The organism is Parasphingorhabdus sp., assembly GCF_059726685.1.
The window spans coordinates 2395698-2422499 of the sequence record NZ_AP041068.1 but is presented as its reverse complement, the minus strand read 5'-3'; the positions used below and the strand labels follow the sequence as shown (position 1 = coordinate 2422499).

At 53.3% G+C, this 26802-nt stretch carries 27 protein-coding genes; 13 read left to right on the top strand and 14 right to left on the bottom strand.

All coding sequences use genetic code 11. From position 1 onward, the window contains the following. The first annotated feature begins 37 nt into the window (after window positions 1–37). The 5 genes from carA (at window position 38) to AC6I9Z_RS11995 (ending at window position 6169) form a co-directional block, all read left to right on the top strand. Entirely contained in the window at window positions 38–1219 is a 1182-nt protein-coding gene (gene carA / locus AC6I9Z_RS12015) for a glutamine-hydrolyzing carbamoyl-phosphate synthase small subunit (protein ID WP_461456054.1), read from the top strand. Beyond that, entirely contained in the window at window positions 1216–1593 is a 378-nt protein-coding gene (locus AC6I9Z_RS12010) for a ribonuclease E inhibitor RraB (RefSeq protein ID WP_461456053.1), read from the top strand. Before carA ends, AC6I9Z_RS12010 begins: the two co-directional genes overlap by 4 nt. Beyond that, complete coding sequence (gene carB / locus AC6I9Z_RS12005) at window positions 1593–4928, top strand: carbamoyl-phosphate synthase large subunit (protein WP_461456052.1); 3336 nt, start codon at window positions 1593–1595, stop codon at window positions 4926–4928. Before AC6I9Z_RS12010 ends, carB begins: the two co-directional genes overlap by 1 nt. A gap of 114 nt (window positions 4929–5042) precedes the next feature. Continuing rightward, a complete protein-coding gene (greA, locus tag AC6I9Z_RS12000; RefSeq protein ID WP_109356908.1) occupies window positions 5043–5516 on the top strand; it encodes a transcription elongation factor GreA in 474 nt (157 codons plus the stop codon). Between the two features lie 11 nt (window positions 5517–5527). Further along, entirely contained in the window at window positions 5528–6169 is a 642-nt protein-coding gene (locus AC6I9Z_RS11995; protein ID WP_461456051.1) for a rhomboid family intramembrane serine protease, read from the top strand. A 12-nt stretch (window positions 6170–6181) separates the two neighbouring features. Here the strand turns inward: AC6I9Z_RS11995 and AC6I9Z_RS11990 are convergent, their stop codons facing one another. Genes AC6I9Z_RS11990 through AC6I9Z_RS11970 form a run of 5 tightly spaced genes read right to left on the bottom strand, consistent with a single transcriptional unit; the run spans window position 6182 to window position 8320 of the window. Then, entirely contained in the window at window positions 6182–6415 is a 234-nt protein-coding gene (locus AC6I9Z_RS11990) for a DUF4170 domain-containing protein (RefSeq protein ID WP_109356910.1), read from the bottom strand. Window positions 6416–6432: 17 nt separating this feature from the next. After that, entirely contained in the window at window positions 6433–6969 is a 537-nt protein-coding gene (locus AC6I9Z_RS11985) for a hypothetical protein (RefSeq protein WP_461456050.1), read from the bottom strand. Window positions 6970–6972: 3 nt separating this feature from the next. After that, a complete protein-coding gene (locus tag AC6I9Z_RS11980; RefSeq protein ID WP_461456049.1) occupies window positions 6973–7299 on the bottom strand; it encodes a hypothetical protein in 327 nt (108 codons plus the stop codon). Window positions 7300–7301: 2 nt separating this feature from the next. Then, a complete protein-coding gene (locus AC6I9Z_RS11975; protein ID WP_461456048.1) occupies window positions 7302–7712 on the bottom strand; it encodes a phage holin family protein in 411 nt (136 codons plus the stop codon). Between the two features lie 47 nt (window positions 7713–7759). After that, the gene (locus AC6I9Z_RS11970; protein ID WP_461456047.1) at window positions 7760–8320 is read right to left on the bottom strand and encodes a hypothetical protein; all 561 of its coding nucleotides are present in this window, start codon (window positions 8318–8320) and stop codon (window positions 7760–7762) included. 215 nt (window positions 8321–8535) lie between these two features. Here AC6I9Z_RS11970 and eno point away from each other — a divergent pair, with 215 nt between their 5' ends. The 4 genes from eno to AC6I9Z_RS11950 all read left to right on the top strand — a co-directional run bounded on the left by eno (window position 8536) and on the right by AC6I9Z_RS11950 (window position 12814). Next, window positions 8536–9810 (top strand): phosphopyruvate hydratase, encoded by a 1275-nt coding sequence (gene eno / locus AC6I9Z_RS11965; protein WP_461456046.1) that lies wholly within the window; start codon window positions 8536–8538, stop codon window positions 9808–9810. 103 nt (window positions 9811–9913) lie between these two features. Beyond that, window positions 9914–10225, top strand: coding sequence for an FtsB family cell division protein (locus AC6I9Z_RS11960; protein ID WP_109356915.1), 312 nt, complete (start codon window positions 9914–9916; stop codon window positions 10223–10225). 223 nt (window positions 10226–10448) lie between these two features. Next, window positions 10449–11444 (top strand): pyruvate dehydrogenase (acetyl-transferring) E1 component subunit alpha, encoded by a 996-nt coding sequence (gene pdhA / locus AC6I9Z_RS11955; RefSeq protein ID WP_461456909.1) that lies wholly within the window; start codon window positions 10449–10451, stop codon window positions 11442–11444. Next, window positions 11444–12814 carry a pyruvate dehydrogenase complex E1 component subunit beta gene (locus AC6I9Z_RS11950; RefSeq protein WP_461456045.1) on the top strand — a complete coding sequence of 457 codons (1371 nt, stop codon included), beginning with the start codon at window positions 11444–11446 and terminating at the stop codon, window positions 12812–12814. The genes pdhA and AC6I9Z_RS11950 overlap by 1 nt, the downstream gene beginning before the upstream one ends. An 8-nt stretch (window positions 12815–12822) precedes the next feature. Here the strand turns inward: AC6I9Z_RS11950 and AC6I9Z_RS11945 are convergent, their stop codons facing one another. The 3 genes from AC6I9Z_RS11945 to AC6I9Z_RS11935 are packed head-to-tail and all read right to left on the bottom strand — an operon-like array spanning window position 12823 to window position 16137. Further along, complete coding sequence (locus AC6I9Z_RS11945; protein WP_461456044.1) at window positions 12823–13494, bottom strand: TadE/TadG family type IV pilus assembly protein; 672 nt, start codon at window positions 13492–13494, stop codon at window positions 12823–12825. Between the two features lie 40 nt (window positions 13495–13534). Next, window positions 13535–14128 carry a TadE/TadG family type IV pilus assembly protein gene (locus AC6I9Z_RS11940; RefSeq protein ID WP_461456043.1) on the bottom strand — a complete coding sequence of 198 codons (594 nt, stop codon included), beginning with the start codon at window positions 14126–14128 and terminating at the stop codon, window positions 13535–13537. After that, window positions 14128–16137 carry a TadE/TadG family type IV pilus assembly protein gene (locus AC6I9Z_RS11935; protein WP_461456042.1) on the bottom strand — a complete coding sequence of 670 codons (2010 nt, stop codon included), beginning with the start codon at window positions 16135–16137 and terminating at the stop codon, window positions 14128–14130. Before AC6I9Z_RS11935 ends, AC6I9Z_RS11940 begins: the two co-directional genes overlap by 1 nt. Window positions 16138–16291: 154 nt before the next feature. On the opposite strand from AC6I9Z_RS11935, the gene AC6I9Z_RS11930 reads away from it, so the two are divergent. Together AC6I9Z_RS11930 and AC6I9Z_RS11925 are read left to right on the top strand one after the other, a co-directional pair. After that, window positions 16292–16963, top strand: coding sequence for a squalene/phytoene synthase family protein (locus AC6I9Z_RS11930; protein WP_461456041.1), 672 nt, complete (start codon window positions 16292–16294; stop codon window positions 16961–16963). Between the two features lie 35 nt (window positions 16964–16998). After that, window positions 16999–17466 (top strand): EF-hand domain-containing protein, encoded by a 468-nt coding sequence (locus AC6I9Z_RS11925; protein ID WP_461456040.1) that lies wholly within the window; start codon window positions 16999–17001, stop codon window positions 17464–17466. Here the strand turns inward: AC6I9Z_RS11925 and trmFO are convergent. Next, a complete protein-coding gene (trmFO, locus tag AC6I9Z_RS11920; protein WP_461456039.1) occupies window positions 17463–18812 on the bottom strand; it encodes a methylenetetrahydrofolate--tRNA-(uracil(54)-C(5))-methyltransferase (FADH(2)-oxidizing) TrmFO in 1350 nt (449 codons plus the stop codon). The two genes, AC6I9Z_RS11925 and trmFO, sit on opposite strands and share 4 nt — an antisense overlap. Window positions 18813–18884: 72 nt before the next feature. On the opposite strand from trmFO, the gene AC6I9Z_RS11915 reads away from it, so the two are divergent. After that, window positions 18885–19550, top strand: a complete 666-nt coding sequence (locus AC6I9Z_RS11915; protein WP_461456038.1) for a lysoplasmalogenase — start codon at window positions 18885–18887, stop codon at window positions 19548–19550. Between the two features lie 2 nt (window positions 19551–19552). Here the strand turns inward: AC6I9Z_RS11915 and AC6I9Z_RS11910 are convergent, their stop codons facing one another. From AC6I9Z_RS11910 to AC6I9Z_RS11890, 5 genes are all read right to left on the bottom strand, one after another. Beyond that, window positions 19553–20392, bottom strand: coding sequence for a TauD/TfdA dioxygenase family protein (locus AC6I9Z_RS11910; protein ID WP_461456037.1), 840 nt, complete (start codon window positions 20390–20392; stop codon window positions 19553–19555). Window positions 20393–20429: 37 nt separating this feature from the next. After that, window positions 20430–20966 (bottom strand): GNAT family N-acetyltransferase, encoded by a 537-nt coding sequence (locus AC6I9Z_RS11905; RefSeq protein ID WP_461456036.1) that lies wholly within the window; start codon window positions 20964–20966, stop codon window positions 20430–20432. Further along, the gene (gene gyrA / locus AC6I9Z_RS11900; protein WP_461456035.1) at window positions 20963–23713 is read right to left on the bottom strand and encodes a DNA gyrase subunit A; all 2751 of its coding nucleotides are present in this window, start codon (window positions 23711–23713) and stop codon (window positions 20963–20965) included. Before gyrA ends, AC6I9Z_RS11905 begins: the two co-directional genes overlap by 4 nt. Window positions 23714–23819: 106 nt before the next feature. Further along, window positions 23820–24524 (bottom strand): SDR family NAD(P)-dependent oxidoreductase, encoded by a 705-nt coding sequence (locus tag AC6I9Z_RS11895; RefSeq protein WP_461456034.1) that lies wholly within the window; start codon window positions 24522–24524, stop codon window positions 23820–23822. After that, a complete protein-coding gene (locus AC6I9Z_RS11890; RefSeq protein ID WP_461456033.1) occupies window positions 24521–25279 on the bottom strand; it encodes a YaaA family protein in 759 nt (252 codons plus the stop codon). The genes AC6I9Z_RS11895 and AC6I9Z_RS11890 overlap by 4 nt, the downstream gene beginning before the upstream one ends. A gap of 216 nt (window positions 25280–25495) precedes the next feature. Here AC6I9Z_RS11890 and AC6I9Z_RS11885 point away from each other — a divergent pair, with 216 nt between their 5' ends. Continuing rightward, a complete protein-coding gene (locus AC6I9Z_RS11885; protein WP_461456032.1) occupies window positions 25496–26797 on the top strand; it encodes a tetratricopeptide repeat protein in 1302 nt (433 codons plus the stop codon). The last annotated feature ends 5 nt before the right edge of the window (window positions 26798–26802 follow it).

Sequence of the window (26802 nt, the reverse complement as noted above, 5' to 3'; positions counted from 1 at the left end):
GAGCATGCGGCTCCCGCCATAGATAAGGACAATGCCCATGACCGACACCAGCATCCCCGCCGCTCCCAAGGGCGCCACTGGGATATTGGTATTGGCCGATGGCACTATTATCTGGGGACGCGGCTTTGGCGCATCCGGCTCTGCGGTCGGTGAAGTCTGTTTCAATACATCGATGACCGGTTATCAGGAGGTTATGACGGACCCGAGCTATGCCGGACAGATCGTCACCTTCACCTTTCCCCATATCGGAAATGTCGGCACCAATGACGAGGATGTCGAGGCAGATGTGCCACATGCGCTGGGCTGCATTGTCCGTGAAGATGTGACTGAGCCGAGCAGCTTTCGTAACAGCAAGCCGTTTGATCAGTGGATGACAGACAATGGCCGGATTGGCCTGGCTGGTGTCGATACACGGGCATTGACGCGCCGGATCAGGGAAGCCGGCGCGCCCAATGCGGTGATTGCGCATGATCGGGATGGGCAGTTTGATATTGATGACTTGCTCGCCAAAGCCCGCGACTGGGCTGGACTGGAAGGCATGGACCTGGCGGTTGAGGTGACTGGCCATCAGACGAAGATCTGGGACAGCGGCATCTGGCGACTGGGCCACGGTTATGCGCCGGTGGAGGATATGGAGACACGGCCGCATGTTGTGGCGATGGACTTTGGCGCTAAGCGGAATATCTTCAGAAATCTTGTGAAAGCTGGTGCAAAAGTCACTGTTGTTCCTGCGCAAACATCACTTGATGATATTTTGGCGCTGGAGCCTGCGGGCGTATTTCTCTCCAATGGCCCCGGCGATCCGGCGGCGACGGGGGATTATGCGGTTCCGGTGATCAAGGCGCTGCTCGACAAGGATATGCCGATCTTCGGTATCTGCCTAGGTCACCAGATGCTGGCACTGGCGGCGGGCGCGAAGACCGTCAAAATGCATCAGGGTCATCGCGGCGCCAATCATCCGGTGCAGCGGGTCGGCGGCGATTGGGATGATAGTGAGGGGCTGGTTGAAATTACCAGCATGAACCACGGCTTTGCGGTGGACAGCGAAACGCTCCCGGACACCATCGTTGAAACCCATAAAAGTCTGTTTGACGGCAGCAATTGCGGCATCAGCATCACCGGCAAGCGCGCCTTTGGTGTGCAATATCATCCCGAAGCCAGTCCGGGCCCACAGGACAGTTTCTATCTGTTCGAGAAATTTGTGGGGGGATTGGGGTGAGCGACGCTGTCGATCCAGATCATTTCGCTGAAGAATGGGCAACCGATCAAGAAATTCTGGATCGTATGCTGGATGGCGGCGATCGACCACATGTCGTCCGAGAGATTGATGTTCAGTTTGTTGGCGAGTTAGCCAAATTAAGCCGTTTTAAAGACGCAGCTTCGGAATGGGGTTTTCGTTCAGCACAAGTCGAACGTTATGAAGATGGATGGCAGATTGAACTCCAGATACATTCCGACACACAGAAGGACTCGATGCGCAAATTGACCAGAAAATATATTGAAATCGAGCAGGAATTCGGCATCGATCATGATGGTTGGGGATGCTTCAGTTGTAATGAAAATGGTCCAATTTCCGATGAGAACCCCGCATAATGCCCAAAAGAACTGACATAAAATCCATCCTTATCGTTGGCGCTGGACCGATCATTATCGGGCAGGCTTGCGAGTTTGACTATTCGGGCACGCAGGCGTGCAAGGCTCTGAAAGAAGAGGGCTACCGGATCATACTGGTCAACTCCAATCCGGCAACGATCATGACCGATCCGGAGATGGCGGACGCGACCTATGTCGAGCCGATTACGCCGGAAATTGTCGAGAAGATTATCGAGAAGGAACGCCCCGATGCGATTCTGCCGACCATGGGTGGACAGACGGCACTGAACACGGCGCTCTCCCTCAACAAAATGGGCGTGCTCGACAAATATGGCGTTGAGATGATCGGTGCCGATGCCAAGGCGATCGACAAGGCCGAGGATCGCGAACAGTTCAAAACGGCGATGGACAAGATCGGGCTGGAAAGCCCGCGTAGCGCCGTGGCGCATAGCGAAGAGCAGGCGCTGGAAATCCTGGAAGATATCGGTCTGCCTGCGATTATGCGGCCCAGCTTTACCATGGGCGGCACCGGCGGCGGCGTCGCCTATAACCGCGAAGAATTTATCCACTATATCCGGACGTCGCTCGAAGCCTCTCCGACCAATGAGGTGCTGATCGATGAATCGCTGATTGGCTGGAAGGAATATGAGATGGAGGTTGTCCGCGACAAAGCGGATAACTGCATCATCATCTGTTCGATCGAAAATGTCGACCCGATGGGCGTGCATACCGGGGACTCGATCACCGTCGCACCGGCGCTGACGCTGACCGACAAAGAATATCAGATCATGCGCAATGCCTCTTTGGCCGTCTTGCGAGAAATCGGAGTCGAAACAGGCGGTTCCAACGTACAGTTCGCAGTCAATCCGAAGGATGGGCGGCTTGTCGTTATCGAGATGAACCCGCGTGTTTCGCGCTCATCGGCGCTGGCATCCAAGGCCACCGGCTTCCCGATTGCAAAAGTCGCGGCGAAGTTGGCGGTGGGCTATACGCTCGATGAAATTGACAATGACATTACTGGCGCAACTCCGGCATCGTTTGAGCCGACGATCGACTATGTCGTCACCAAAATTCCGCGCTTTGCCTTTGAGAAGTTCAAGGGTGCGGAGCCATTGCTCGCCACAGCGATGAAGTCCGTCGGCGAGGTCATGGCCATCGGTCGCAATATCCATGAATCGCTGCAAAAGGCGTTGCGCGGTCTGGAAACCGGGCTGGACGGCTTTAACCGGGTGCAGGCTCTCGAGGGGGCTTCTAGGGATGAAGTCGCCGCTGAACTCGCGCGGCCAACGCCGGATCGCCTATTGGTCGCGGCGCAGGCGATGCGCGAGGGCTTTAGCGATACGGAAATCCACGAGATCGCTCATTATGATCCCTGGTTTTTGGCACGGATTCGAGAGATTATCGATGCCGAGCAGGATATTCTCGACAACGGCCTGCCCAATGGGCCGGAAGCACTGCGCAAGCTGAAATCCATGGGCTTTTCCGACGAGCGGCTTGCCAAGCTGGCGGTCGATGCCGTGCATGTCGCGGGCGGGGCAGGGCGCGCGGTTGCTGGCGGACACGGACTGGTTCACGACGCCGTTGCCGCCATGGCGGGCGCGACGACCGAGAAGGAAGTCCGCGAGCTGCGTCACAAGCTGGGCGTGCGGCCCGTGTTCAAGCGGATTGATACCTGTGCGGCGGAGTTTGAGGCCAAGACGCCCTATATGTATTCGACCTATGAAGCGCCGATTTTCGGTGAGCCGGAAAACGAAGCGCAGCCTTCCGATCGCCGGAAAGTGGTAATTTTGGGCGGCGGACCCAACCGGATCGGGCAGGGGATCGAGTTTGACTATTGCTGCTGCCATGCCTGTTTTGCGCTGGCCGATGCCGGTTTCGAAACCATCATGGTCAATTGCAACCCGGAAACGGTTTCGACGGACTATGATACGTCGGACCGGCTTTATTTCGAGCCGCTGACCGCCGAGGATGTTCTCGAGATCCTCGCGGTAGAGCAGAGCAAGGGCGAACTAGTCGGCGTCATTGTGCAATTTGGCGGGCAAACGCCGCTGAAACTGGCTTCTGCGCTCGAAGATGCGGGAATTCCAATCCTTGGCACGACGCCTGATGCCATTGATCTGGCCGAGGACCGCGAGCGCTTCGCCAAACTGGTCAATGATCTGAAGCTGAAACAGCCCGATAACGGCATGGCACGAACCGAAGAGGAGGCGGTGAAAATCGCTGAACGTATCGGCTATCCGGTACTGATCCGGCCAAGTTTCGTGCTTGGCGGCCGTGCCATGGAGATTGTCGACGGGCCAGCGCAGCTCGAAGATTATATCAATACTGCCGTGCAGGTTTCCGGCGATCAGCCTGTTCTGGTTGACCAATATCTGCGCGATGCCGTGGAAGTCGATGTCGATGCCATTTGTGACGGCGATCAGGTCGTTGTTTGCGGTGTGCTTCAGCATATCGAGGAAGCCGGCGTCCATAGCGGCGACAGTGCGTGCACCATCCCGCCCTATAATCTCAGCGATGAAATCATTGCGGAAATGGAGCGGCAGGCGGAGGCGCTGGCCCTTGGCCTGAAAGTGCGCGGCCTGATGAACATTCAGTTCGCTGTGAAAGACGGCGAAGTCTATCTGATCGAGGTTAATCCACGCGCCAGCCGGACGGTGCCATTTGTCGCCAAGGCTATTGGCGTGCCGATTGCCAAGATTGCCTCGCGTGTAATGGCTGGAGAGAAACTCAAGGACTTGCCACCAATTGATAGGCATATCGATTATATTGCTGTGAAAGAAGCTGTCTTCCCGTTTAACCGTTTCCCCGGAATTGACCCGGTCCTGTCACCGGAAATGAAGTCTACCGGCGAGGTCATGGGCATCGATAACAGCTTTGCTATTGCCTTTGGCAAGGCACAATTGGGGGCGAATAACCATCTGCCCGACGGAGGAACCCTGTTTGTTTCGGTCAAAGAGACCGACAAGAAGGTCATAGAGCCGGCAGCTCGACTGGCCGAAAAACTGGGTTTCAAGCTGATCGCAACCAGTGGCACGGCTGATTACCTGACTGGGAAGGGCATAAAGGTCGAAAAGGTCAACAAGGTTGCCGAAGGCAGGCCGCATATTGTTGACCGGATAATCGATGGCGATGTTGATCTGATTTTCAACACGACTGAAGGCTGGCAGTCGCTGAAAGACTCCAAATCGATCAGGGCAGGGGCGCTGAACGGCAAGATTCCCTATTATACGACCGCGACGGCAAGTGTTGCGGCGATGGAGGCAATATCGGCCATGCGCGACGAGACTCTTGAAGTTCGTGCGCTTCAGTCTTATTATAAGTCTTCGCAGACTTAATTCCCGACAATCTGTCACACTGCGGGCGAGCCTTCACAGGGAGGGGCGCCGGGAAACTATTTTTGACGCTGTGGTCCTGAAAACCGCCGCGAATTGAAGGAAGAAAGGCCAAAAATGGCTGTAGAAAAAGTACCGATGCTGGCCGAAGGCCACGCCAAACTGGAAGCCGAACTGAAGGCGCTTAAGGAAGAGCGGCCGCGCATTGTTGATGCGATTGAGGAAGCGCGCGCGCATGGTGATTTGTCGGAAAATGCCGAATATCACGCCGCAAAAGAGCGTCAGGGCCAGGTTGAGGCAACAATTGCCGACATTGAAGATAAGCTGAGCCGTGCGCAGGTCATCGATCCAACGACTCTTTCGGGTGATAAAGCCGTATTTGGCGCGACTTTGACTCTGCTCGACGAAGATGACAAGCCGGTCAAATATCAGCTTGTTGGCCAGGCGGAAGCTGATGCCAAAGTGGGCAAGATCAGCTATAATAGCCCGATCGGACGCGCTTTCATCGGACGCAGCATCGGAGACGAAATTGAGGTCACCGTGCCTGCAGGCGACAAATATTATTTGCTCGAAAAAATCGAGTTTATCTGATTTGATATGATATGAACCTGCCGAACGGAAAGCTGACCAACGGGTTGATCATCGCCAATGTCGTGGTCTTCCTGTTGCTCTGGATTTCCGGTCTGGAACAGGATGCGATCCTGCGTGGGGGCTTTTTCCCTATACGATTGGGAGACGGACTGCCGGAATTTGACGGCATAAGTGGGATGGTGCCGGCCTGGCTGACGCCGATGTCATCGTCGTTCCTGCATGGCGGGCTTATGCATATCGCGTTCAATATGCTGATGTTGTTGTTCTGCGGGCGGTTTGTGGAACAAGCGCTGGGACCACAATTGATGGCAGTTCTCTATGTTGTCGGCGCTTACGCCGCGGCGTTGGCTGAGTTTGCGGTTAACGGCGACTCCGTCATCCCGGTTGTCGGTGCCAGCGGAGCGATATCAGCGATTATCGGCGCCTATGCACTGCTATTTGCGCGCAATGACGTGAAACCTGTCGGGCCATTTCCGGGCCATATCGTGCGTATTGCGTGGCTGACTCTTGCGTGGATCGGTATTCAGCTGATGATCGGCGTCGCCACGCGCGGTAATCTGAACGGTATCGCGATTTTTGCGCATATTGGCGGTTTTGTTGCCGGGCTGATGCTCACCCGGCCCCTGCTGCAATGGCGTTTTAAAAACGCCTGATCGTCATCGCAATCAGTCTTCGGCGGGAAGTTCCGGTTCCAGCAATTTGTGCAGGTGTACGATGACATATTTCATTTCCGCATCGTCCACCGTGCGCTGGGCATTGGAACGCCACACGTCTTCTGCTTCTTCGTAGCTGGGATAGACGCCGACAAGGTCAACCTGGTCGAGATTTTCATAGTCCAGTCCGCGCGGGTCCTTGACCCGTCCGCCCATTACCAGATGCATTTTGCTGCGATCGCTCATATGTGCCCCAACTTCAATTATTTGCCAGATTTTTCCGATTTGACCGCATCACCTGCGGCTTCGGCGGCGCTCTTAGCAGCTTCAGTGGCTTTGCCAAGCAGATCTTTAATCTGGTCCTGAACGCTGTCTTTGTCGAGGCCGAGATTTTCAATCTGTTCCTGACCGGCTTCCTTGGCCGCACCATAGGCTTTTTTGGCGGTTTCATTGAGCTTTTTGCCGGCCCCCCCGACATATTTGGTTTCCGCCTTGCTCTTGGGAAGCAGAGAGCCAACCAGTGCACCCAGCGCCAGGCCGCCGGCGACGACTGCCAATGGGCTTTTGGTAATTGTTTCTTCTGACTTGTCAGCGGCGGTTTTGGCCATCTTCCTGGTTGCGGCTACACCTTCGGCTGCCCTGGCTTTGCCGTCACCGAGCAGTGCGGCTGCGCGCTCCTTGCTTTCGGACATTTTTTCGAGGGCGATGCCAGTGCCTTCGCCCGCTTTTTCCTTCGCTATTTCGAGCCGTTCCCGGGACGCGGCGCGCGCCTTTTCAATATTATCGGATAATCTGCTCATGGCTTATTCCTCAGCATCATTGGTTTTGGCGCCATCATTATCGGCGCGGCGATTGGTAAAATAATTGGTGATCGGTTTGCGCAGCGCCAACAATGTTGCCGCGGCCGCCACGGAGGCCACTTTTCCGGGATTGTCTTTCACGCCCTGGAGAGCGCTTTCGCCGGTTTTCTGAACCCGGTCCAGCGCTTTATCCTTCGCTTCCTGAATAAGGTTGGCAGGCCGCAGGCGTTCTTTTGTCTCGGAAAGATCCTCGCTCAGATTCTCCCGCGCTTCCTTTTTCTCAATCGCCAGGTTGCGCAGCTTGAATATATCATCATTTTTTTGGGTCATTTTCATTCTTCATTTTCATCAATAGGTAGTTTGCGCGCCCGTTTTATTGCCATGTTCGTCAAGACTGTTGTCACAAGCAAAGCGCTTCCGGTCAACAGGCCTGTTGCGGCGACAGGTCCCCAATAATGTGACAATATCAGCAATATGCCCAAAATCAGCGTAACCAAGCCGGTTATTCCTACTATGGCGGCGACGCTGAACAGAATCAAAACGGTTCTGGTCGCCTCCATGTTGACGGATAGCTTTACCCGGTAATATTCGAGCTCTGCCTCTGCCAATTTGCGGACATCATCTACCAACCCGTCAATCTGCGATTTAATCGATTGATCATCGGCAGCAGGCATGTCTATCGGTTCCGCCACCTTGTCAGGCGGTGACGGCGGATCTTCCATGGCCACGGTCTTGTCGTCCAATATTTATCACCCGTCCCGATCAAACTGATTTTTTGACGATAACCGCTTTAGCTGCGATCATCCATCCCTGACTTAATCAGCCGGGCAACAAGCAAGCCGACAACGGCGGCGGCACCTATCGCGACGGCGGGTTTTTTGCGTACGAACTCGCGCGCGTCCTCGACCATCTCGTCGACGTCTTTTGCATTGACCTTCTCTGCAAAGGAGGACACGGAATCGGCTGCCGATCGCGCATAATCGCCGTATTTTTCGCCGACATTCTCGTCGATCGTCTTGGCGCTATTCTCGATCATCTCGCTCAAAGTGCCAATGGCTTCTCCAGCTTTGGCCTTCCCGTCATTCGCGGTCGAGCGGGCTTTGTTGATGGCACGGTCTTTCAAATCGGTTGCCGCACTGGTTTCTGAAGAGGCGGCGCGTGTTGCTCCAGCCTTCAGGGGAGCAGATGGTTTTGCCTTTGTCGTCTTTTTGACATCAACACCTTTTGCAGGTGTCGATTTTTTAGCAGTCGCCCGTTTGCTTGCAGGCTTTTTTGTTGCTGGCTTCTTCGCAGCCGGTTTTTTCGCCGGTGTCTTGCGAGTTGATGGTTTCTTTTCCTGATCGACGGCCATAATTAAAATTCCTTCCTCAAAACCCTTGCCAACAATATGCAGCCGATAAGCTATCGACCGGTTTTCCCTTAAAATTAAATGGTGTCTAATCCTTATGATTCAAGGGTAAATTGCCGAAGTGACACTGTTATACAAACAGCTGATTATTGCCACGAGCCTATCATAAGGATAAGGGCTTTGCGATACGCAACCTTCCGCAGGAGTCTTCTCAAAAAATGACCGCTATATTAGATCTTCACGCTCGCCAGATTCTGGACAGTCGAGGCAATCCGACAGTTGAGGTCGATATACTTTTGGAAGATGGCAGTTTCGGGCGTGCAGCGGTGCCATCCGGGGCATCTACCGGAGCCTACGAAGCCGTCGAACTGCGCGATAGCGATAAAAGCAAATATCTTGGCAAGGGCGTACTCAAGGCAATTGAAGCCGTTAACGGAGAGCTGAGCGAAGCGTTGCTTGGCATCGATGCAGAAGATCAGGAAGAGCTTGATGCCATCATGATCAAGCTTGATGGGACGGAAAATAAAAGCCGCTTGGGTGCCAACGCGTTATTGGGTGTCAGCCTTGCAGCCGCCAAAGCAGCTGCTGACGCGAGAGGATTGCCACTTTATCGTTATGTCGGCGGTGTATCTGCCCGCGTCTTGCCCGTACCAATGATGAATATCATCAATGGCGGCGAGCATGCTGACAACCCGATAGACTTTCAGGAATTCATGGTCATGCCTGTAGGGGCTGGCAGCCTAGCGGAAGCGGTGCGTTGGGGATCAGAGATTTTCCACACACTGAAAGCAGGCCTGTCGGAAAAAGGACTGGCCACGGCCGTTGGCGATGAAGGCGGCTTTGCACCCAATTTGGGATCAACCCGCGATGCGCTGGATTTTGTCATGGCGTCTATCGAGAAGGCGGGCTTCAAGGCAGGAGATGAAGTGGTGCTCGCGCTGGATTGCGCGGCAACCGAGTTTTTCAAAGATGGCAAATATCATATCTCAGGTGAGGACAAGATATTGTCGCCTGCGGAAATGTCGAACTATCTGGCAGAGCTGTGCAAAGATTATCCCATCAAGTCGGTCGAAGACGGCATGGCAGAAGATGATTTTGAAGGCTGGAAACTTTTGACCGATGCAGTGGGCGATACAGTTCAATTGGTAGGCGATGATCTGTTTGTGACGAACCCGGCGCGCCTGTCACAGGGTATTGAAGATGGTCTTGCCAATAGCCTGTTGGTGAAGGTCAACCAGATTGGCACCTTGTCGGAAACTCTGGAAGCCGTGCGGACGGCGCATAATGCCTCTTACACGGCCGTAATGTCGCACCGCTCGGGCGAGACAGAAGATGCGACCATTGCCGATCTCGCGGTTGCAACCAATTGTGGGCAGATCAAAACTGGCAGCCTCGCACGTTCTGACCGGCTTGCGAAATATAACCAGTTGATCCGGATTGAGGAAGAACTGGATACGGTTGCTCATTATGCAGGTCGATCCATTTTTTCCTGAACTGGACGCGGTTTAGAGACGCTTCAGCGGTTTGAAGAAATCTGCCTGAAATAAAAGTGTAAAAGCGCTTGCCAGCGAATCAATATTCTGATTCAAGAGAAATATGGCTCATAAAGAGAAAATCGGTGGTTTGATCAAAGCGGCGCTTGGGCCGGGCTTTGCGCTGCTGACTCTTCTCGCCATTGCTGGCTACGCCGTGCTTGGTCCTACGGGGGTTCTGGCATGGGGCGAATATCGCGCTGCGCTTGATGAGCGCGGAACACAGCTTGCCGCTCTGGAATCGGAGCGGGACGCATTGAAGAACCGTGTGAAATTGCTCGATCCTAATGGTGCTGATCCCGACCTGGTGGGCGAATTGCTTCGTAAAGAGGGTAATTTTGTGCATCCGGACGAGATTATCGTTCCGTTGAAATAAGCTCTGAGCTTTATCGGATTTTTTGTAGCGTTTTCCGGCGTATAAGGCTTGGGAATTTTATCTTATCTGTTTAAGGTGTCGCAAACCCAAGATACAGGAAGATGCAAGAGTGGCAAAATCTCCCCAGAAAGCCCCATCAAAAGCAAAGGCTCCGGTTAAACGCCCAGCCAAACGGACGCCGAAAGCAGCACCGAAGAAGGTTCCGACACGAAAAAGCAGCCGTTTGCAGGCTCTCAAAACGCCCATCTACAAAGCCAGTAAAGCTGAGCTTATGGATTTCTACGAGCAGATGCTGCTCATCCGTCGTTTTGAAGAAAAGGCGGGGCAGCTGTACGGCCTCGGTCTGATTGGCGGTTTCTGCCATCTTTATATCGGTCAGGAAGCTGTGGTCACTGGCCTGCAATCTGCGATTGAACCGGGCAAGGATAGCGTCATTACCGGCTATCGCGATCATGGTCACATGCTTGCATGCGGTATCGATCCGAATATTGTCATGGCCGAACTAACGGGCCGGGCGTCAGGTATATCGAAGGGCAAGGGCGGCTCGATGCACATGTTCTCTGTTGAACATGGTTTTTATGGCGGGCACGGCATTGTCGGTGCGCAGGTTTCTCTTGGTACCGGTTTGGCCTTTGGTCATAAATACAAGGAAGATGGCGGTGTCTGTCTTGCCTATTTCGGAGACGGTGCATCCAACCAGGGGCAGGTCTATGAAAGCTTCAACATGGCGGAGTTGTGGAAGCTGCCCGTCATATTCGTCATCGAGAATAACCAATATGCGATGGGCACCAGTGTCAACCGCTCCTCCTCCGAAGACCAGTTATATCGTCGCGGTGAAAGCTTTCGTATCCCGGGTGTTCAAGTGGATGGTATGGACGTTCTTGCGGTGCGCGGTGCTGTTGAAGAAGCCCTTAAATATGTGCGTGCTGGCAAAGGCCCAGTGTTGATGGAACTCAAAACCTATCGCTACCGCGGCCACTCCATGTCAGACCCGGCAAAATATCGCAGCCGCGACGAAGTGCAGGATGTGCGTGAGAAATCGGACCCGATCGAAAGACTGAAAGCCATGCTGATGAAGCAAGGGGTTAAAGAAGAAGATTTGAAAGCACTGGACAAGAAGGTGCGCAAGACTGTGCTGGAGGCGGCAGATTTTGCCGAAGAATCCCCGGAACCCGAATTGTCCGAACTCTATACTGACGTTCTGGTGGGACAATATTGATGGCGATTGAACTGAAAATGCCCGCGCTTTCGCCAACAATGGAAGAAGGCACACTGGCCAAATGGCTGGTCAAGGAAGGTGACGAGGTTAGCTCTGGCGACATATTGGCAGAGATTGAAACCGACAAGGCGACGATGGAATTTGAAGCAGTCGATGAAGGCGTGATTTCGAAGATTATTGTAGTAGAGGGTACAGATGGTGTCGCGGTTGGTGCAGTGATCGCCGAGATGACCGGAGAGGATGAGGAGGAAGGTGCATCACCTGTGCCGTCTTCCGCTCCCGAAGTATCACCGGAGCCTGAGTCAGATTCATCGCCGGAAATAGTTCAGCCAGTTCCAGCGGCGCCGGTATCTCGCGCCGATGATCCGGCGGTTCCAGAAGGCACGACCATGACCAGCATTACTGTTCGCGAAGCGCTTCGTGATGCCATGGCAGAGGAAATGCGCACGGATGACAGTGTCTTTGTGATGGGTGAGGAGGTCGCTGAATATCAGGGCGCCTACAAGGTCACTCAAGGCCTGCTGGATGAATTTGGTAGCAAGCGTGTGATCGATACGCCGATTACTGAGCACGGTTTTGCAGGCATTGGCGCTGGTGCAGCTATGGGCGGGCTGAAACCGATTGTTGAATTTATGACGTTCAACTTTGCGATGCAGGCTATCGATCAGATTATCAACTCGGCAGCAAAAACCAATTATATGTCTGGTGGACAGATGCGCTGTCCTATTGTTTTCCGCGGCCCTAATGGTGCTGCGTCCCGTGTCGGCGCGCAGCATAGCCAGAACTATGGGCCCTGGTATGCCGGTGTTCCGGGTCTGATTGTGATGGCGCCATATGATGCGGCCGATGCCAAAGGGCTGTTAAAGGCGGCGATCCGCTGTCCCGATCCGGTGGTTTTTCTTGAAAACGAGCTGCTTTATGGACGGTCCTTCGAGATTCCGGATTTGGACGACTATGTTTTGCCAATCGGTAAAGCACGGATCATGCGGGAAGGCGCCGATGTTACAATTGTCAGCTATTCGATAGGCGTTGGTCTGGCGCTTGAAGCTGCCGATACGCTGGCAGGTGAGGGTATTGATGCAGAAGTCATCGACCTGCGCACATTGCGTCCGCTGGATACAGAAACAGTTTTGCAGAGTCTGGCAAAAACCAACCGTCTGGTGGTTGCCGAGGAAGGCTGGCCGACCTGTTCCATCGCGAGCGAGATTATCGCGGTTTGTATGGAAGAGGGTTTTGACGATCTCGATGCACCAGTTGCGCGGGTGACAAACGAAGACGTTCCGTTACCCTATGCCGCCAATCTTGAAAAAGCAGCGCTGATCGACAGCGATCGGATTATCGTCGCCGCAAAGAAGGTATGTTACCGTTAGATTCTAACTCAGGTTATGACGTCGTAACGGTTGCATAACCATCTCTGCCCGTTCGGAATACTGCTGGCATTTCGCATCGCATGGTCATTGCGTTCACGCGCCACAAAAGCACTTTCGTAACGGATGACAATATTTCCAAAAAAGCGATCTGATATCAGAGGCTTGTAGTCGTATATGACCTCGACAAAGTTGACAGCTGACGCAGGCGTCGCCGAGATTTTCTTGCCGGTCGGTCCTATACCTGCAGCCAGAGACGCATCGGTTTCTCCATCGCCCTCAGCGCCGAAACTGGATGAATAGCTTGTATTGCCGCCGTAGCAACGTTGCCAACGGATCCATTGTCCTTCATCCGCACCAGCCAAGCCATTATGCTCCAGATTTGACAGGATAATTCTGGCATTGGGCGAAAAGTCGATGCTGCTGCCAGTCAGATGGGCACCAGTGAAAATTTCCCGAATGTCAGCCTCATCAATAGTATTGCGGACACGTGAGGCGTTGTCCGCGACAAGCATGGCGACCTGACTGACTTGCAAATGTCCAACAGCGAGATTGGCGGTCTCCATTCCGGTAAGGCCGATCGTCAGCATGAACGGCGCAACGAATGCAAATTCGATCAGCGCCAGGCCGCTCTTGTCCTGATGGAGTTTACCGAAAAACCGGGTTGCCCGGTTGTCAGGCATGATTTTCTTTGGCTTAAATTTTCTCAAAATATTGCTCATATCACGGCTCACACAATTCTGGGTCGGCGACCTGGGAACCATAAGGCTGATTCCGGACGGCCGTAGCGTTGTAGCTGGTCATTCTTTTGCTAGCGCCAAACATGCTGGCTAGCGGAAATATTCGGGGTGAATCGATAGTGATTTCGTAGTTCACAATATCGTCGGGTCCACCGGTTCCGGTTCTACCGGTGTTCACATCAAACACCCCGTTACCATTGCCATCAAGATAGCAATCTCCGCTGTCGAGGTTACCGTCACCATTGAGATCGGTCGTCAGTTTTTCCGGTTTCCCGATATTGGTAAACTCGAAATAACTACGGACTTTGACATCGACTGTCGCATTTTTCAGTAAAAGCGGGCCCAATCCCTTTACGACGTCGGCTTTGACGTCGGCTTCGGTTTTGCCGCCAACCGAGGCCTGGCGCGCGACCTTGTGCATCACGGATTTTGACAAGGTGTCGACATAGCCCTGATAACCAATTTCCATGATTCCAAGCAGCAGCACGATCAGGGGACCAGCGATCAGGCCGAATTCCATGAGTGTTGCGCCCTCTTGGTCGCGGTTCAGGCGAGAAAGTCTTGATTGTATATTCATCAGTTTGACAACCTCAATCCGCCGATTTTCTGTGCAATGTTCGAGAAAGCAGCCTGAAGGGTTGCTCTGTCGGTTGCCGCAGCGGCGTTACCGGGACTGCTGGCACAGGCCAACATGTTCGCCGACACGGTGGAAGAACCAAATTGAACGACCCAGACGGTCCAACCCTTTGCGCGGACTGCAGCGCACATTAACTGGAACCTGTGGGCTTGTCGCGCCGCCAACTCTGTATCGCCAGCATTTGCAGCCGCGATACTGCTATCCAGTTTTTGATAGCCATAGGCACCATAATTGGTCTGCCGGATTACCATGTTGCCGTCGGTCATGAACACAACATGCCGGCCAATGCTGAAACCATTTGGTGCGGTAGAATTCTCAGCCTTGAACAATCCGTCCTCTGACAGCAAGCGAGCGCCCCAGATCATGCCGATGGTATGGTTGGTGAAACCACCATCCTGCAATCCGGAGATATAGCTTTCCAGATCATTTGACGAACCATCATCATAGGTCGCGTAAGATTGCAGTTTCCGGGCGGGTGCCGGGCAGGCTGCAGAATCTCCGCTCAAAGAAATTTTTGACCCTGACGTCGCTGTATTTGTATCTGCACGATCATATTTTAAGTCTCGCCAGAATGGAGCCCATCTGGAATCTGCATCCGTTGGCAACAGATCAATTTGCAGATCAAGCGCATCCGTCGGGATGGCAGTTGTGGCCGTGGTTATGGACGTATTGGATTTGCGTTCAACGATGCAGCCGTCCCAGCGCTCCAGGTCTTCACCGTCGGTCGTCGGATTTTGTGCTGCGGGATTGGCGGGTTTGATAGAACGCACATAATCATAAACACCATGCGTCTCTGCATCATAAGACCAATCTGTAATGCGGACTGCCCCCGGCTGCCATTTGTCAACCTGGATCACGGGAATGACTTCTGTGGTTCTGGTCCGGGTGCGTTCACACTGACGCCAAAAGGCGCTGCCAACCGCTCCGGCTGGCGGCGCATCGGTACTACCATCCCATGATCTGTATTCAAAAACGTCGGAAACGACCGTTTTTAGGTCGCCGGTCCTCGACTCTGATATGATCAGGGGATTGCCTGATGGATTGGGGACGAAATAGGTTTCGACATTCAGGTTTTCCGCATATCGATCCGTGCATTCTGGTCCGTCAAGCTGGGCGAGTGATTCAACAAACTCATTCTCTGTAATGCTGTATCTGGGATCCGTTTTATCCTCGACTTCGAAAGTCGCTTTACGGGTTTGATAAGTCGCCCGATCACCTGCAGTGCCCCCGGTAAGCCAGGTTGGATCAGCATCATACAGGATTTCACCGACGTTGACGGTGCTGGAATAGGGTACAAAGCCGTAACGGATCTGTTCGTTTGAAACACCGCCGCCGGGACCCAATATTCCGTAAAAATCCTCAACTGCGACTTTCAACGCGTCCAGCCTGGTGCCGCCATCCGTTACTGTGTTACCCATAGAACCGGTGACGTCGAGTACCATCATTACGTCAACATTACCGACATCAAGGCGACTGCTGCAATCTGTTTCGATGACCATGTTCTCATAGCCAAAAACGCGCATGAGCGTGGTTCGGATCGTGGTTCGCGCTTCGCCATTAACAACCCGGGCATCGGCACCGTCGGTAAAGGCTATTGTATTTTTTGATACTTCGGTTCCATCACTGTCCGTGATTGTTGCGTCAAAAGCGGTTGATCCAAACGATCCCTCGGGAAAGTTAAAATCGAAAAACTTGTTGGCCTCAGCTATATCGGCCGCCGTCAAAGTATCCTGGGTCATGTTACGCCGCCCGGCAAGAACGCCGGCGTCACATGCCTGTTGGAGCCGCGCTTGCGCCATATAGGCACGGCCGATGTCGACACCGCCGCCGACCAGACCTGCAATAGGGAAAAGAGCCGCAGCCGCCATTGCCAATGTATTACCGGCGGCGTCTTTGCGCAGCCTTTGTAGAAATGACACTCGCGATTTCATCTCGTTTTTGTCAACCATGCCCCTGGCCTCTGATCTATGCGTCATTAATTCACGCCGGTGGATTTCAATTCAGCGTGTCTGATAGAGAGAAAAGGGTTAGCGGCTGACCAAGGGCTATGGTTAAAGCAATCTTTACCTTGATTTTCGTTGGAAAACTGTGGACGGCACCTGCATGAATGACGCGGTTTTACAACTTGATCCTTTGCGGCGACTGGTTTTGGCCTATGCAAAGAAGCCTGATCGCGAACGCTATGCCCTTGTTTTTGCATTGGACGCCAGATTTGCCGACGTTATCCGGTCAACGTCGGAAATATTGATTGGACAAATGCGGTTAACCTGGTGGCGGGATATTTTAACCAAGGCTGTAACTGAACGCCCAACCGGCGAGCCATTGGTGGCACTGATTAATCAGGCAGAGCAAAAGGGAGCTGATCTGTCGCCACTGCTGCATCTTTTGGAAGGGTGGGAATATTTGCTCGAAGATTTTCCGTGGGACGATCGACAGTTCGATCAATATGCGGAGAAACGGGGCGGAGGACTTTTCTCTTTTGCCAGCGGCGGTTCCAGTCCGCTTAGCGTGAAACAAAGGAAAGCCGCACAAGCTTGGGCCCTTTGGGACTTTGCCCGCCATTGTTCCGATGAAAAAATGCGAGGGCAGGCGTTCAATAAATGTATCCAACTATATAGTAGCGATGATCCGGTGAGTTTTGACAGAAGCGGTCGACCACTCTCAATTTTCTGTAAACTGACGCAAAGTGATGTAAAAAAAGGATCGTTAACAGCCGATCTTTATCGTCCGGCGATCGCTAGTAAGATCATCTGGCATGGCGTGACCGGCTGTTAACACCAAGAAGAACAGCATGAAAGGGCGGCCAGCACATGAAAAGATATGTCGCTGGTGCCGGAAGTATGATGTTGTTGATGACGGCGGGACTATTCCTGTGGATTGGCGCTAACAGTCAGGAAGTGGTGATTCCGGATGCGCCGCCCCCTCCCGAACCGATGGAATCGGAAGGCTTGCCAGAGGCTGATGAAACCGCGCTAGAACCGGGGCCGCCGCCGCCAACGCCGCCCAGAGCTTATAAAGCGTCTCGTGAGGAGCGGCGGTTCAACCGTTATGATCGTAATCGTGACGAGGTTATAACCCGGCTTGAACTGATGAGCAGCCGCACGAAAGCTTTCAAAGCGCTGGATAGGGACGGTAACAACCTGCTGACCTTTGAAGAATGGGCAGTTGCAACCAGTGATCGTTTTGCTGGCGCAGACGCGGATGAAAACGGGCAACTGACCCGATCCGAGTTTAGAAGCACCCGGCCAAAGCGAACGGCATCTCGATGCAAATGCTAGGCGGCCTCCGGCTCATTTTGAAATGATTGCTGCCAGTCTACAAAATCTTTTCGGGCGCGGGCGGTGTAGGCTTCTTTCCGTTCCTTCTTTTTCACGCGCTGCTCGAAAGGCGGAAATAGTCCAAAATTGACGTTCATTGGCTGATAGTCCCGGGCATCGGCGCCGCCGGTGATGTGGGAGAGCAACGCACCGAAAGCAGTCGTCTGCGGTGGATAGCTAAATGCTTCGCCTTTGACCTCTGCCGCGATCATGCGGCCGACCATCAGGCCAACTGCAGCGCTTTCGACATAGCCTTCGCAACCGGTAATCTGACCGGCAAAGCGAATATGTGGCGCTTTCTTTAGACGCATTTCTCTATCGAGCAATTTTGGCGCGTTGATAAACGTGTTCCGGTGCAACCCGCCCATGCGGGCAAACTCGGCATTTTCAAGGCCGGGAATGGTGCGCAGCAATTCGGCTTGCGCGCCATATTTTAGCTTCGTCTGGAATCCAACCATGTTCCAGAGTGTGCCGAGCGCATTATCCTGCCGCAGCTGTACCACCGCATAAGCGCTCTCGCCGGTATGTTCATTGGTGAGACCAACCGGTTTCATCGGGCCAAAACGCAGGGTTTCGGGACCACGTGACGCCATGACTTCAATCGGCATACAGCCTTCGAAATAGGGCGTATTCTTCTCCCATTCCTTGAAATCTGTCTTTTCGCCGTCGAGCAGGCCTTGAATGAAGGCTTCATATTGCTCCCGGTTCATTGGGCAATTGATGTAATCCTTGCCGTCTCCTTCGGGGCCGACCTTGTCCCAGCGCGACTGCATCCACGCGATATCCATATTGATGCTGTCTTTGTAAACAATCGGTGCAATGGCATCGAAAAAGGCCAGGGAGTCTTCACCGGTCGCCGCGCCAATACTTTCGGCCAGTGTCATGGCGGTGAGCGGGCCGGTTGCTACGACGGTCAGGCCGCTGTCGGGCAGCTGGTCAATCCGTTCGCGGACAATCTCGATATTCGGATGCTCGCTCAGTGCTTTGGTGACGCCGTCGGAAAAATGATCACGATCCACGGCCAGTGCAGAACCTGCGGGCAAGCGGTGCTTGTCGCCTTCACCCATGATGATGGATCCAAGATCCCGCATTTCAGCGTGAAGCAAGCCCACAGCGTTTTTCTGAGCATCATCCGAGCGGAAGCTGTTGGAACAGACCAGTTCTGCAAGTCCGTCTGTCTGATGCGCAGGCGTCATGTCGCCGCTTCCGCGCATTTCTGAAAGGCGAACTTTTATGCCGGCTTCTGCCAATTGCCATGCTGCTTCTGATCCGGCGAGTCCGCCGCCAATTATGTGAACATCTGTCATGGCGTCTCTGTGTTGCCGATAGTTACAAAAGTCAATCTGGCAGAGAGGGAGCGAGCATGATAGGCCGTCGGTATGAAACGCGCGATTATCGAGTCCCGGCCCTATCTGCTGCTTAGCCTGCTGTTCGGTATCAGCTATTTCTTTGTGAAAGATGGCAATATTCCGGGCATGTATCTGATGTTCTGGAAGGGGGCAGGTGTCGGGTTTCTGGCCGTTTACGCCTTACGGCGGGCGCATAATTTTGAAGGCAAGTTGATCGCGGCCGTCATGGCTTTCGGTGCGCTAGGTGACATGCTGATCGAATTTGATCTTATGGCCGGGGCAGGGGCTTTCATTGTTGGGCATTGCATAGCGATAGCGCTCTATTGGCGGCATCGGCGGCCCCAGACCTCGTTCAGTCAGAAAGCCTTTGCACTATTGTTGGTTCCCATCACTATGTTCATCGCTTGGTCGCTGCCGTTTGATCGTTCAGAAGCGCTGGGGCTTGCGGTTTACAGCCTGTTTCTGTCGGTCATGGCCGCGATGGCTTGGACCAGCAGCTTTCCCCGCTATCGGGTGGGGATTGGCGCGTTGCTATTCATTGTCTCTGATCTGTTTATTTTTGCGCAAATGGGTTTTCTTCAGAATTCTGCCATTCCGGGCTGGACGATCTGGCCGCTATACTATGTTGGACAATTTTTGATTGTAACCGGTGTGGTGCGGACGTTGCGCAAAGAGATGGCGATCCCGAACCCCTAAAATCAGGCACTGGCGGCAATTGTTGTCCGGTGCAGCAGCCGGTCATGGCCTTCATAGCCGCCCGTTGCGCAGTGCAATACCGATCGATTGTCCCACATGATCAGCATATCAGGTTCCCATTTATGGCGATATATAAAATCCTCGCGGCTCTGCCATGCATATAGTTCCGTCAGCAAGGGCAGGGCTTCTTGCTGCGTCATGCCTTCAAAGCCGATAATATAGCCCATGCAGCTGAACAGGCCGAGCTGCCCGGTTTCGGGATGTTTACGGATCAACGGGTGAACCTGTGTCTCTCGTGCTGATTCGTCAGGGCGGATCGCCATGCTGCGCCCCTCATCTTTTTCGCCATAGGCGCCGTCAGGTGCATAGGCCATCTGGGCGCTGTGGATAGCCGTCTTGCTTTCCAGCTTTGCCCGCATCTCCTGGGGCATGGCATCAAGTGCGGCATGCTGGTCAGCGAACAGGGTATCGCCGCCAACAGGTGGAATTTCGACCGCGAGCAGGCAAGTGCCGGCGGGCGGGTTTTCCTGAAAACTCCAGTCACTATGCCAGTTTTCGGCAAAAAGCGGCGATGTCTCATCGGCATTGCGTCTTATGGCGGCTATATGCTCCCGGCCTTTAATCGGATCGAAAAACGGGTCATGTCCAAATCCACCAAAATAAAGAGTGAAACGTTCCAGATCATCGTCGGACATTTTTTGTTCCGGGAAAGATAACACGTGATATTTCAACCAGGCAGCGCGGATTTCTGCCACCTGTTCGTCATTTAACGGGGCGGAAAGGTTCAGTCCGGTGACAACAGCGCCGCAAGCTTGACCTGATGGTGTGACCACAATCGACATATAACCCTCTCCTCAAATCTACCGACCGCCAAAGAGCCTACCACGGCAATCCGCATAAATCGACATGACCGTCCATCTTCGCTGGCCCGTTTATGGGTAAGACCATCGTGTTCCTGAAGGCAAATGGGCCGGTTATACCGTGTTGTTCAACCACCATATCGCCTTTGAACAGCGCCCATCCCAGTTTGTCGTAGAAGGCGACATTGTGATCTTCGCAGAATAGAAGACCGAATGCGCAACTGGCTTCGGTTTTCAAAAGTTCCATGAGATGAAGCATCACCTGTTTTCCATAACCCTGGCCCTGAAACTCGGGTTCGGCCATGACGCCGCCAATTCCGGCAACTCTTGTTTTCTCGCCATCACAAAGGACTTCGCGCTCGTGGATGCCTGCGACAGCTCTGACCTCGTCCTGCACATAAAGTAGCACCCGTCGTTGCGCGTGCGCCCATTCGATGCCGTGCATCGGCGTGTGGATCAACTTTTCCGGCGGATAAATACGTTGCCGCATATCCGATATTTCAGGCCAGCTCAGCGCACCGTCTTTAACCAGAAAGCTCGGTGCGCTGGCGGTCATGTTTCGGGATCATCGCCGGTTTCGGTTTCTGCGCCGGATTCTGTGGAACCATCCGCTTCGTCCAATTCCTCGGCAACCAGCTCTTCGGCTTCATTCTCTGGCTCATCTTCTTCATCGATCTTGGCCGCGCCAACGACTGTTTCACCCGGTGAGACGTCAAACAGCTTCACGCCAGAGCTATTGCGGCCAATAACCCGCATATCCGCGACTTTCATACGGATAAGCTTAGCCTGATCGGTGACGAGCATGATCTGCTCTTCATTTTTAGCCTCAAAGCTCGCGACAACGGTACCGTTACGCTTGATATTGTCGATGTTCAGGATGCCCTGACCACCGCGACCGGACTGGCGATATTCAAAGGCGCTTGAGCGCTTGCCATAGCCGTTGGCGCATACAGTAAGGATGAAATCCTCGGTTTCCGAAAATTCTGCGAGACGTTCAGGAGGCAGTTCTGAAGTGTTTTCATTCTCTTTCCACGGCGCGGCTTTCAGATAAGCATCGCGTTCCTCCGTCGTTGCCTCAAATCCGCGTAATACCGATAGGGAGATAACCTCATCATCGCCCTTCAGTGCAATCCCCCGGACCCCCGTGGATGTACGGCTCTGGAAAGAGCGAACAGCATCGCCGGCAAAGCGGATGGCCTTGCCATTTTTGGTTGCCAGCAGCACGTCGTCATTGTCCGTTAGTAATTCCACTCCGATCAGGTGATCATCGCTATCCTCATCAAATTTCATCGCAAATTTGCCGTTGGATGGAACGTTTGTGAAACTGTCCATGCTGTTACGTCTTACGCCGCCCTTGGCAGTCGCAAACATGACATGCAGTTTGCCCCATTCCGCTTCATCTTCCGGCAGTGGCAAGACGGTCGAAATTGTTTCACCATCCGCCAATGGTAACAGGTTGACCATCGGCCGCCCCTTGGTCTGAGGCCCGCCTTCTGGCAGTTTCCAAACCTTCAGGCGGTAAACCTTGCCATGGGTGGAGAAGAACAGCACCGGCGTATGGGTGGACGTAACGAACAATTCAGTAATCGCGTCCTCATCCTTGGTAGCCATCCCGGCACGGCCTTTACCGCCGCGTCGCTGTGCGCGGAAAGTATCGAGCGGTGTTCGCTTGATATAACCGCCATGGGTCACCGTAACGACCATTTCGGCGCGTTCCATCAGGTCTTCGTCTTCCAGACCATCCCAGGCAGCGGTGATTTCGCTGATACGCGGTGTCGCAAATTCATCGCGCACCGCCTCCAGCTCTTCGCGCATCACGGCATAAAGCTTTACACGATCAGCCAGTATTGAGAGATATTCTTCAATAGCGGCGGCAAGCTCTTTTAACTCATCGCCAATTTCTTCACGGCCAAGAGCCGTCAGTTTCTGCAGGCGCAGATCCAATATGGCTTTCACCTGAACGGCGGAAAGCTTGTAGATATCGCCTTCTACCTCGGTTTCTATGGCTTCAACCAGCTTGATATAGCCGGCGATTTCAGCGATCGGCCATTCGCGGGCCAGCAAGGATTCGCGCGCTTCCGCTGGCGTCGATGATCCACGGATAATCCGGACCACTTCGTCCATATTCGTGACGGCCACAACCAGACCGAGCAAGACATGAGCCCGCTCACGCGCCTTGTTCAATTCAAATTTTGTCCGCCGGGTAATGACTTCTTCGCGGAACTTGACAAATGCCTCGATAATATCGCGCAGATTGAGCACTTCCGGACGCCCGCCGCGAATGGCCAGCATATTGGCTGGAAAGCTGGATTGGGCAGGGGTGAAACGCCAGATCTGGTTCAGCACGACATCAGCGGTCGCGTCTCGCTTAAGGTCGATGACCACCCGCACACCGGCACGGCTTGATTCGTCGCGAATGTCGGAAACGCCTTCAATGCGCTTGTCTTTGGCTGCTTCGGCAATCTTTTCCACCAGTGCCGACTTGCCGACCTGAAAGGGAATGGATGTCAAAACAATTGAACGCTTGTCGCCGCGACCTTCCTCAATCTCGTGGCGCGCGCGCATCATGATCGAGCCGCGCCCTTCCTTATAAGCCGATTTCGCGCCGGATTGCCCCAATATCAGGGGCGCTGTCGGAAAGTCGGGACCGGGAATGATATCGATGAGTTCATCGACTGTAATCGCCGAATTATCCATATAGGCAAGGCAACCGTTGATGACTTCGCCAAGATTATGCGGCGGTATGTTGGTTGCCATGCCGACAGCGATACCGCCCGCCCCGTTAACGAGCAGGTTGGGGAAGCGTGCGGGCAAAACCGATGGTTCCTGCCGACTGCCGTCATAATTGTCGATGAAATCGACCGTATCCTTGTCGAGATCGTTGAGAAGGCTGTTTGAAACCTTGTTGAGCCGCGCTTCGGTATAGCGCATGGACGCAGGCATATCCGGATCCATGGAGCCAAAATTGCCCTGACCGTCGATTAGCGGCACCCGCATTGACCAGTCCTGCGTCATTCGGGCCAGAGCCATGTAAATGGCACTGTCGCCATGGGGGTGATAGTTCCCCATCACGTCACCGACGATTTTGGCACATTTGCGATAGGGGCGTCCGGCGATGAAGCCGCCTTCCTGAGAAGAGAATAAAATCCGCCGGTGGACGGGTTTCAGGCCATCGCGAACATCGGGCAATGCGCGGCTGACGATGACCGACATGGCATAGTCCATGTAGCTCGATTTCATTTCATCGACGATATCAATTGGTTCAATATCAGATGGTTCTGGTGCTGTGGTTTGTTCGTTCACAAACGGGCCTTTTTCATAGGATTTTTTCTGTCGATTCTTCTAGGGGAAGCAGCTTCTAAAAGCCAGCTTTTCGGGTCGAATTTACACGAAAAACTGGCCGCTCGATTCAGGGTTTGATTTCTTCCCCGTCCCACGCGAAAATCTTGCCGCTATCGACCGGTTTCAGGCCGTCGAGAACGTCCAGAAGCTGCACGGCTGCGCGTTCGGGGTCAAACAGTTTGCCGGGTGGAACATTGCTCTGATATGGCTTGCTGAGGCCGGTATCAACAGTACCGGGGTGCAAAGCAACAATGATGCTGCGCTTGTTTTTGCGTGCCCATTCGATCGAAAGATTACGGATGATCATATTCAATGCCGCCTTTGCAGCCCGATATCCATACCATCCGCCTAACCGGTTATCAGAAATACTCCCAACGCGGGCGGATATGGCTGCAAATTTCGTGATCTTGTCTTTTGGCATTAACGGCAGGAAATGTTTGGCAATCAGGGCCGGGCCAATGGCATTGATCTGGTAATTCTCCAGCGCCCATTCGGTATTCAGCTCCCGCATGCTTTTTTCGGGCCCGTTTTCCTTATTATGAAGCAGCCCAGTTGCGACAAATATCAGATGCGGTTTGATATCCTGTTCCTGCAGCCAGTCAGCCGCCGATTGGATCGAATCTTCGGATGTCAAATCAAGCTTTACCGGGCTATCCGTTCCACGCGAAAACCGAACTATCCGATCAAATTCATCTTCCTGTTCCAGCGCATCGGCCATGGCGCGCCCGATGCCGCCCGAGGTTCCCACTACAACCGCAGCTTTGCTGTTCATGAGCGCACGAAGCGCAGACTGTCCTTGGTGCTGTTTTTGGCATCAAATTGGTATCCATCGCTGTCGAAGCCCTTAAGCGCTTCAGTATCCTGCAGATGGTGCTCACAGATATACCGCGCCATCATGCCTCTGGCTCGTTTGGCTTCAAAACTGATAAACTTCGGTCCATCCGGCCCGTCTTTGCGAAAATCGACTTCGACAATCCGGGCGTTCAGTTTGTTCGTATGCGGTTTGACTGCTGCCCAATATTCATTGCTGGCCAGATTTACAATTACGCGCTCTTCTGATCCGTCCAAATCTCCGGCAAGCTCTTTCGCGATTTTGTCTTTCCAGAAGTCGGTCAATTTTTTGTATCGCGGTGCCCATTTCGTTCCCATTTCAAGGCGATGAGCCCTGATCGAATCAAGGGGACGGAGCAAGCCATACAGACCCGAAAGGATTCGCAGATGGCTTTGAGCAAAGTGCAACCCTTCTTTGCTTAGGCTCTGGGCCTCAAAACCGGTATAAACATCGCCGCTATAGGCATAGATCGCTGGACGTTCGGGTTGATCGAAGAAACGACTATAGCGCCCATGATTCAGATCGATCAGGTTGTCCGAAACGGGCATGATCGATTTCAGTTTCTTTTTCGACAGGTTTGAGATCGCTCCGGCCAATCGTGCTGTCTCATCCGGAAAACGTACTTCAGTTGGTTGATAAGGAGGGAGTTCGCTTTCAAAATCGAGCGACTTGGCAGGTGAGATAATGGCAATCACGTTTAACTAACCTCATAGTTGGGGAATTTACACCCTTATACATTTTGTCGGTGCACAGAGGCGGTTACAAGTATCTCCGTTCAACAACTATTCAGCGGATTCACTCTATAAAAGCATGTGAAACTTGGTAATAAAGCCAAGACAGTTTATGGTGCAACCATATTCGAAAATCCGATACGGGTTCGGTGACACAAAGTTTTTATTCGGAGGAATTTTATGCGTTTTCTATCTCATTTTTCTATGGCCGTTGCTCTGGCTGCTGCTGGAACATTAGCCATTTCTGCTGTGCCGCAGGAGGCGCACGCGCAGAAAAAGAAAAAGGGCAAGGCGCCCAAGCTTGAAATCAGTAAGGAAATCCGCCCCCAGGTCGCTGAGATTCAGCAAGCTATGGCAAGTGAAGCACCTGCAACGGCTAAACCACTAATAGAAGCTTTGCTAGCTCAACCTCTTGCAGGCGATGACCAGTTTATTGCCGGGCAGCTAGCCATTCAACTGGGTTCGACTTTGAAGGATACCGGCTTGCAGGAAAAAGGCATTAATGCCTCATTGGCCAGTGGGAAGACCCCGGCGGAACAACAGCCTTCCTTCCTGTTCTTCTCTGGCAATTTCGCTTATGGGGCGGGGCGCTATGCTGAAGCCGCGCAAACGCTCCAACAGGCCGTTGACGCCGGTTATACCAACAACAATGTCGGAGCGTTGATAGCTGAAGCTAATTTTAAACAAAACAAGTTCCCAGAAGGGCTTGCTGCGTTGGACCGCGCCATTGAAATGGAGAAGGCTAAAGGCGGCAAAGCATCTGAAGACTGGTATCGCCGCGGTGCCGGTATTGCGATGAAGAATAATACAAATGGTGCTGCCGGTAAGTGGACATACAAGCTTGTTGAAGCTTACCCGACAGGCGAAAATTGGCGTGCCGCCTTGTCAGTCTATCGTGATTCGGCCAATCCAAAACTCTCGAACCAAGAAAATTTGGAGCTTATGCGGCTGATGCGCAAAGCTGATGCAATGGAGAGCGAACGGGATTATTTTGAATATGCCGATGCTGCTGATCCACGCAGGTTGCCAGGTGAAGTTGTTTCTCTTCTGGAAGAAGGGTTGGCCAAAGGGGACGTTTCCTCTTCCAGTTCTTACGTGAAAGAGACTTTGGCCGCTGCGCGCAGCTCAGTTGCTGCTGACAAAGCCAGTCTCGGTGCTTCCGAACGTGATGCAGCCAAGTCTGCCAATGGCAAAATCGCTCTGGCGACCGCCGATGCCCTGCTGGGGTACGGAGACTATGCCAAAGCCGCTTCGCTTTATCAGTCGGCTATTAGCAAAGGCGGTGTAGATTCCGCACGAGCTCAAGTGGGTCTTGGTATTTCCCACGTTGGGCAGCAAAACTGGGATGGCGCCAAGCAGGCATTTTCAGGCGTCACCGGCACCCGCAAAGATATTGCCAATTTCTGGTCTTTGTGGATTGATCAGCAAGCGGCGGGTACAGCCAGTGCCGCACCTGCTCCTGTGGAGCCGAGTGCTAGTTAAGCAGT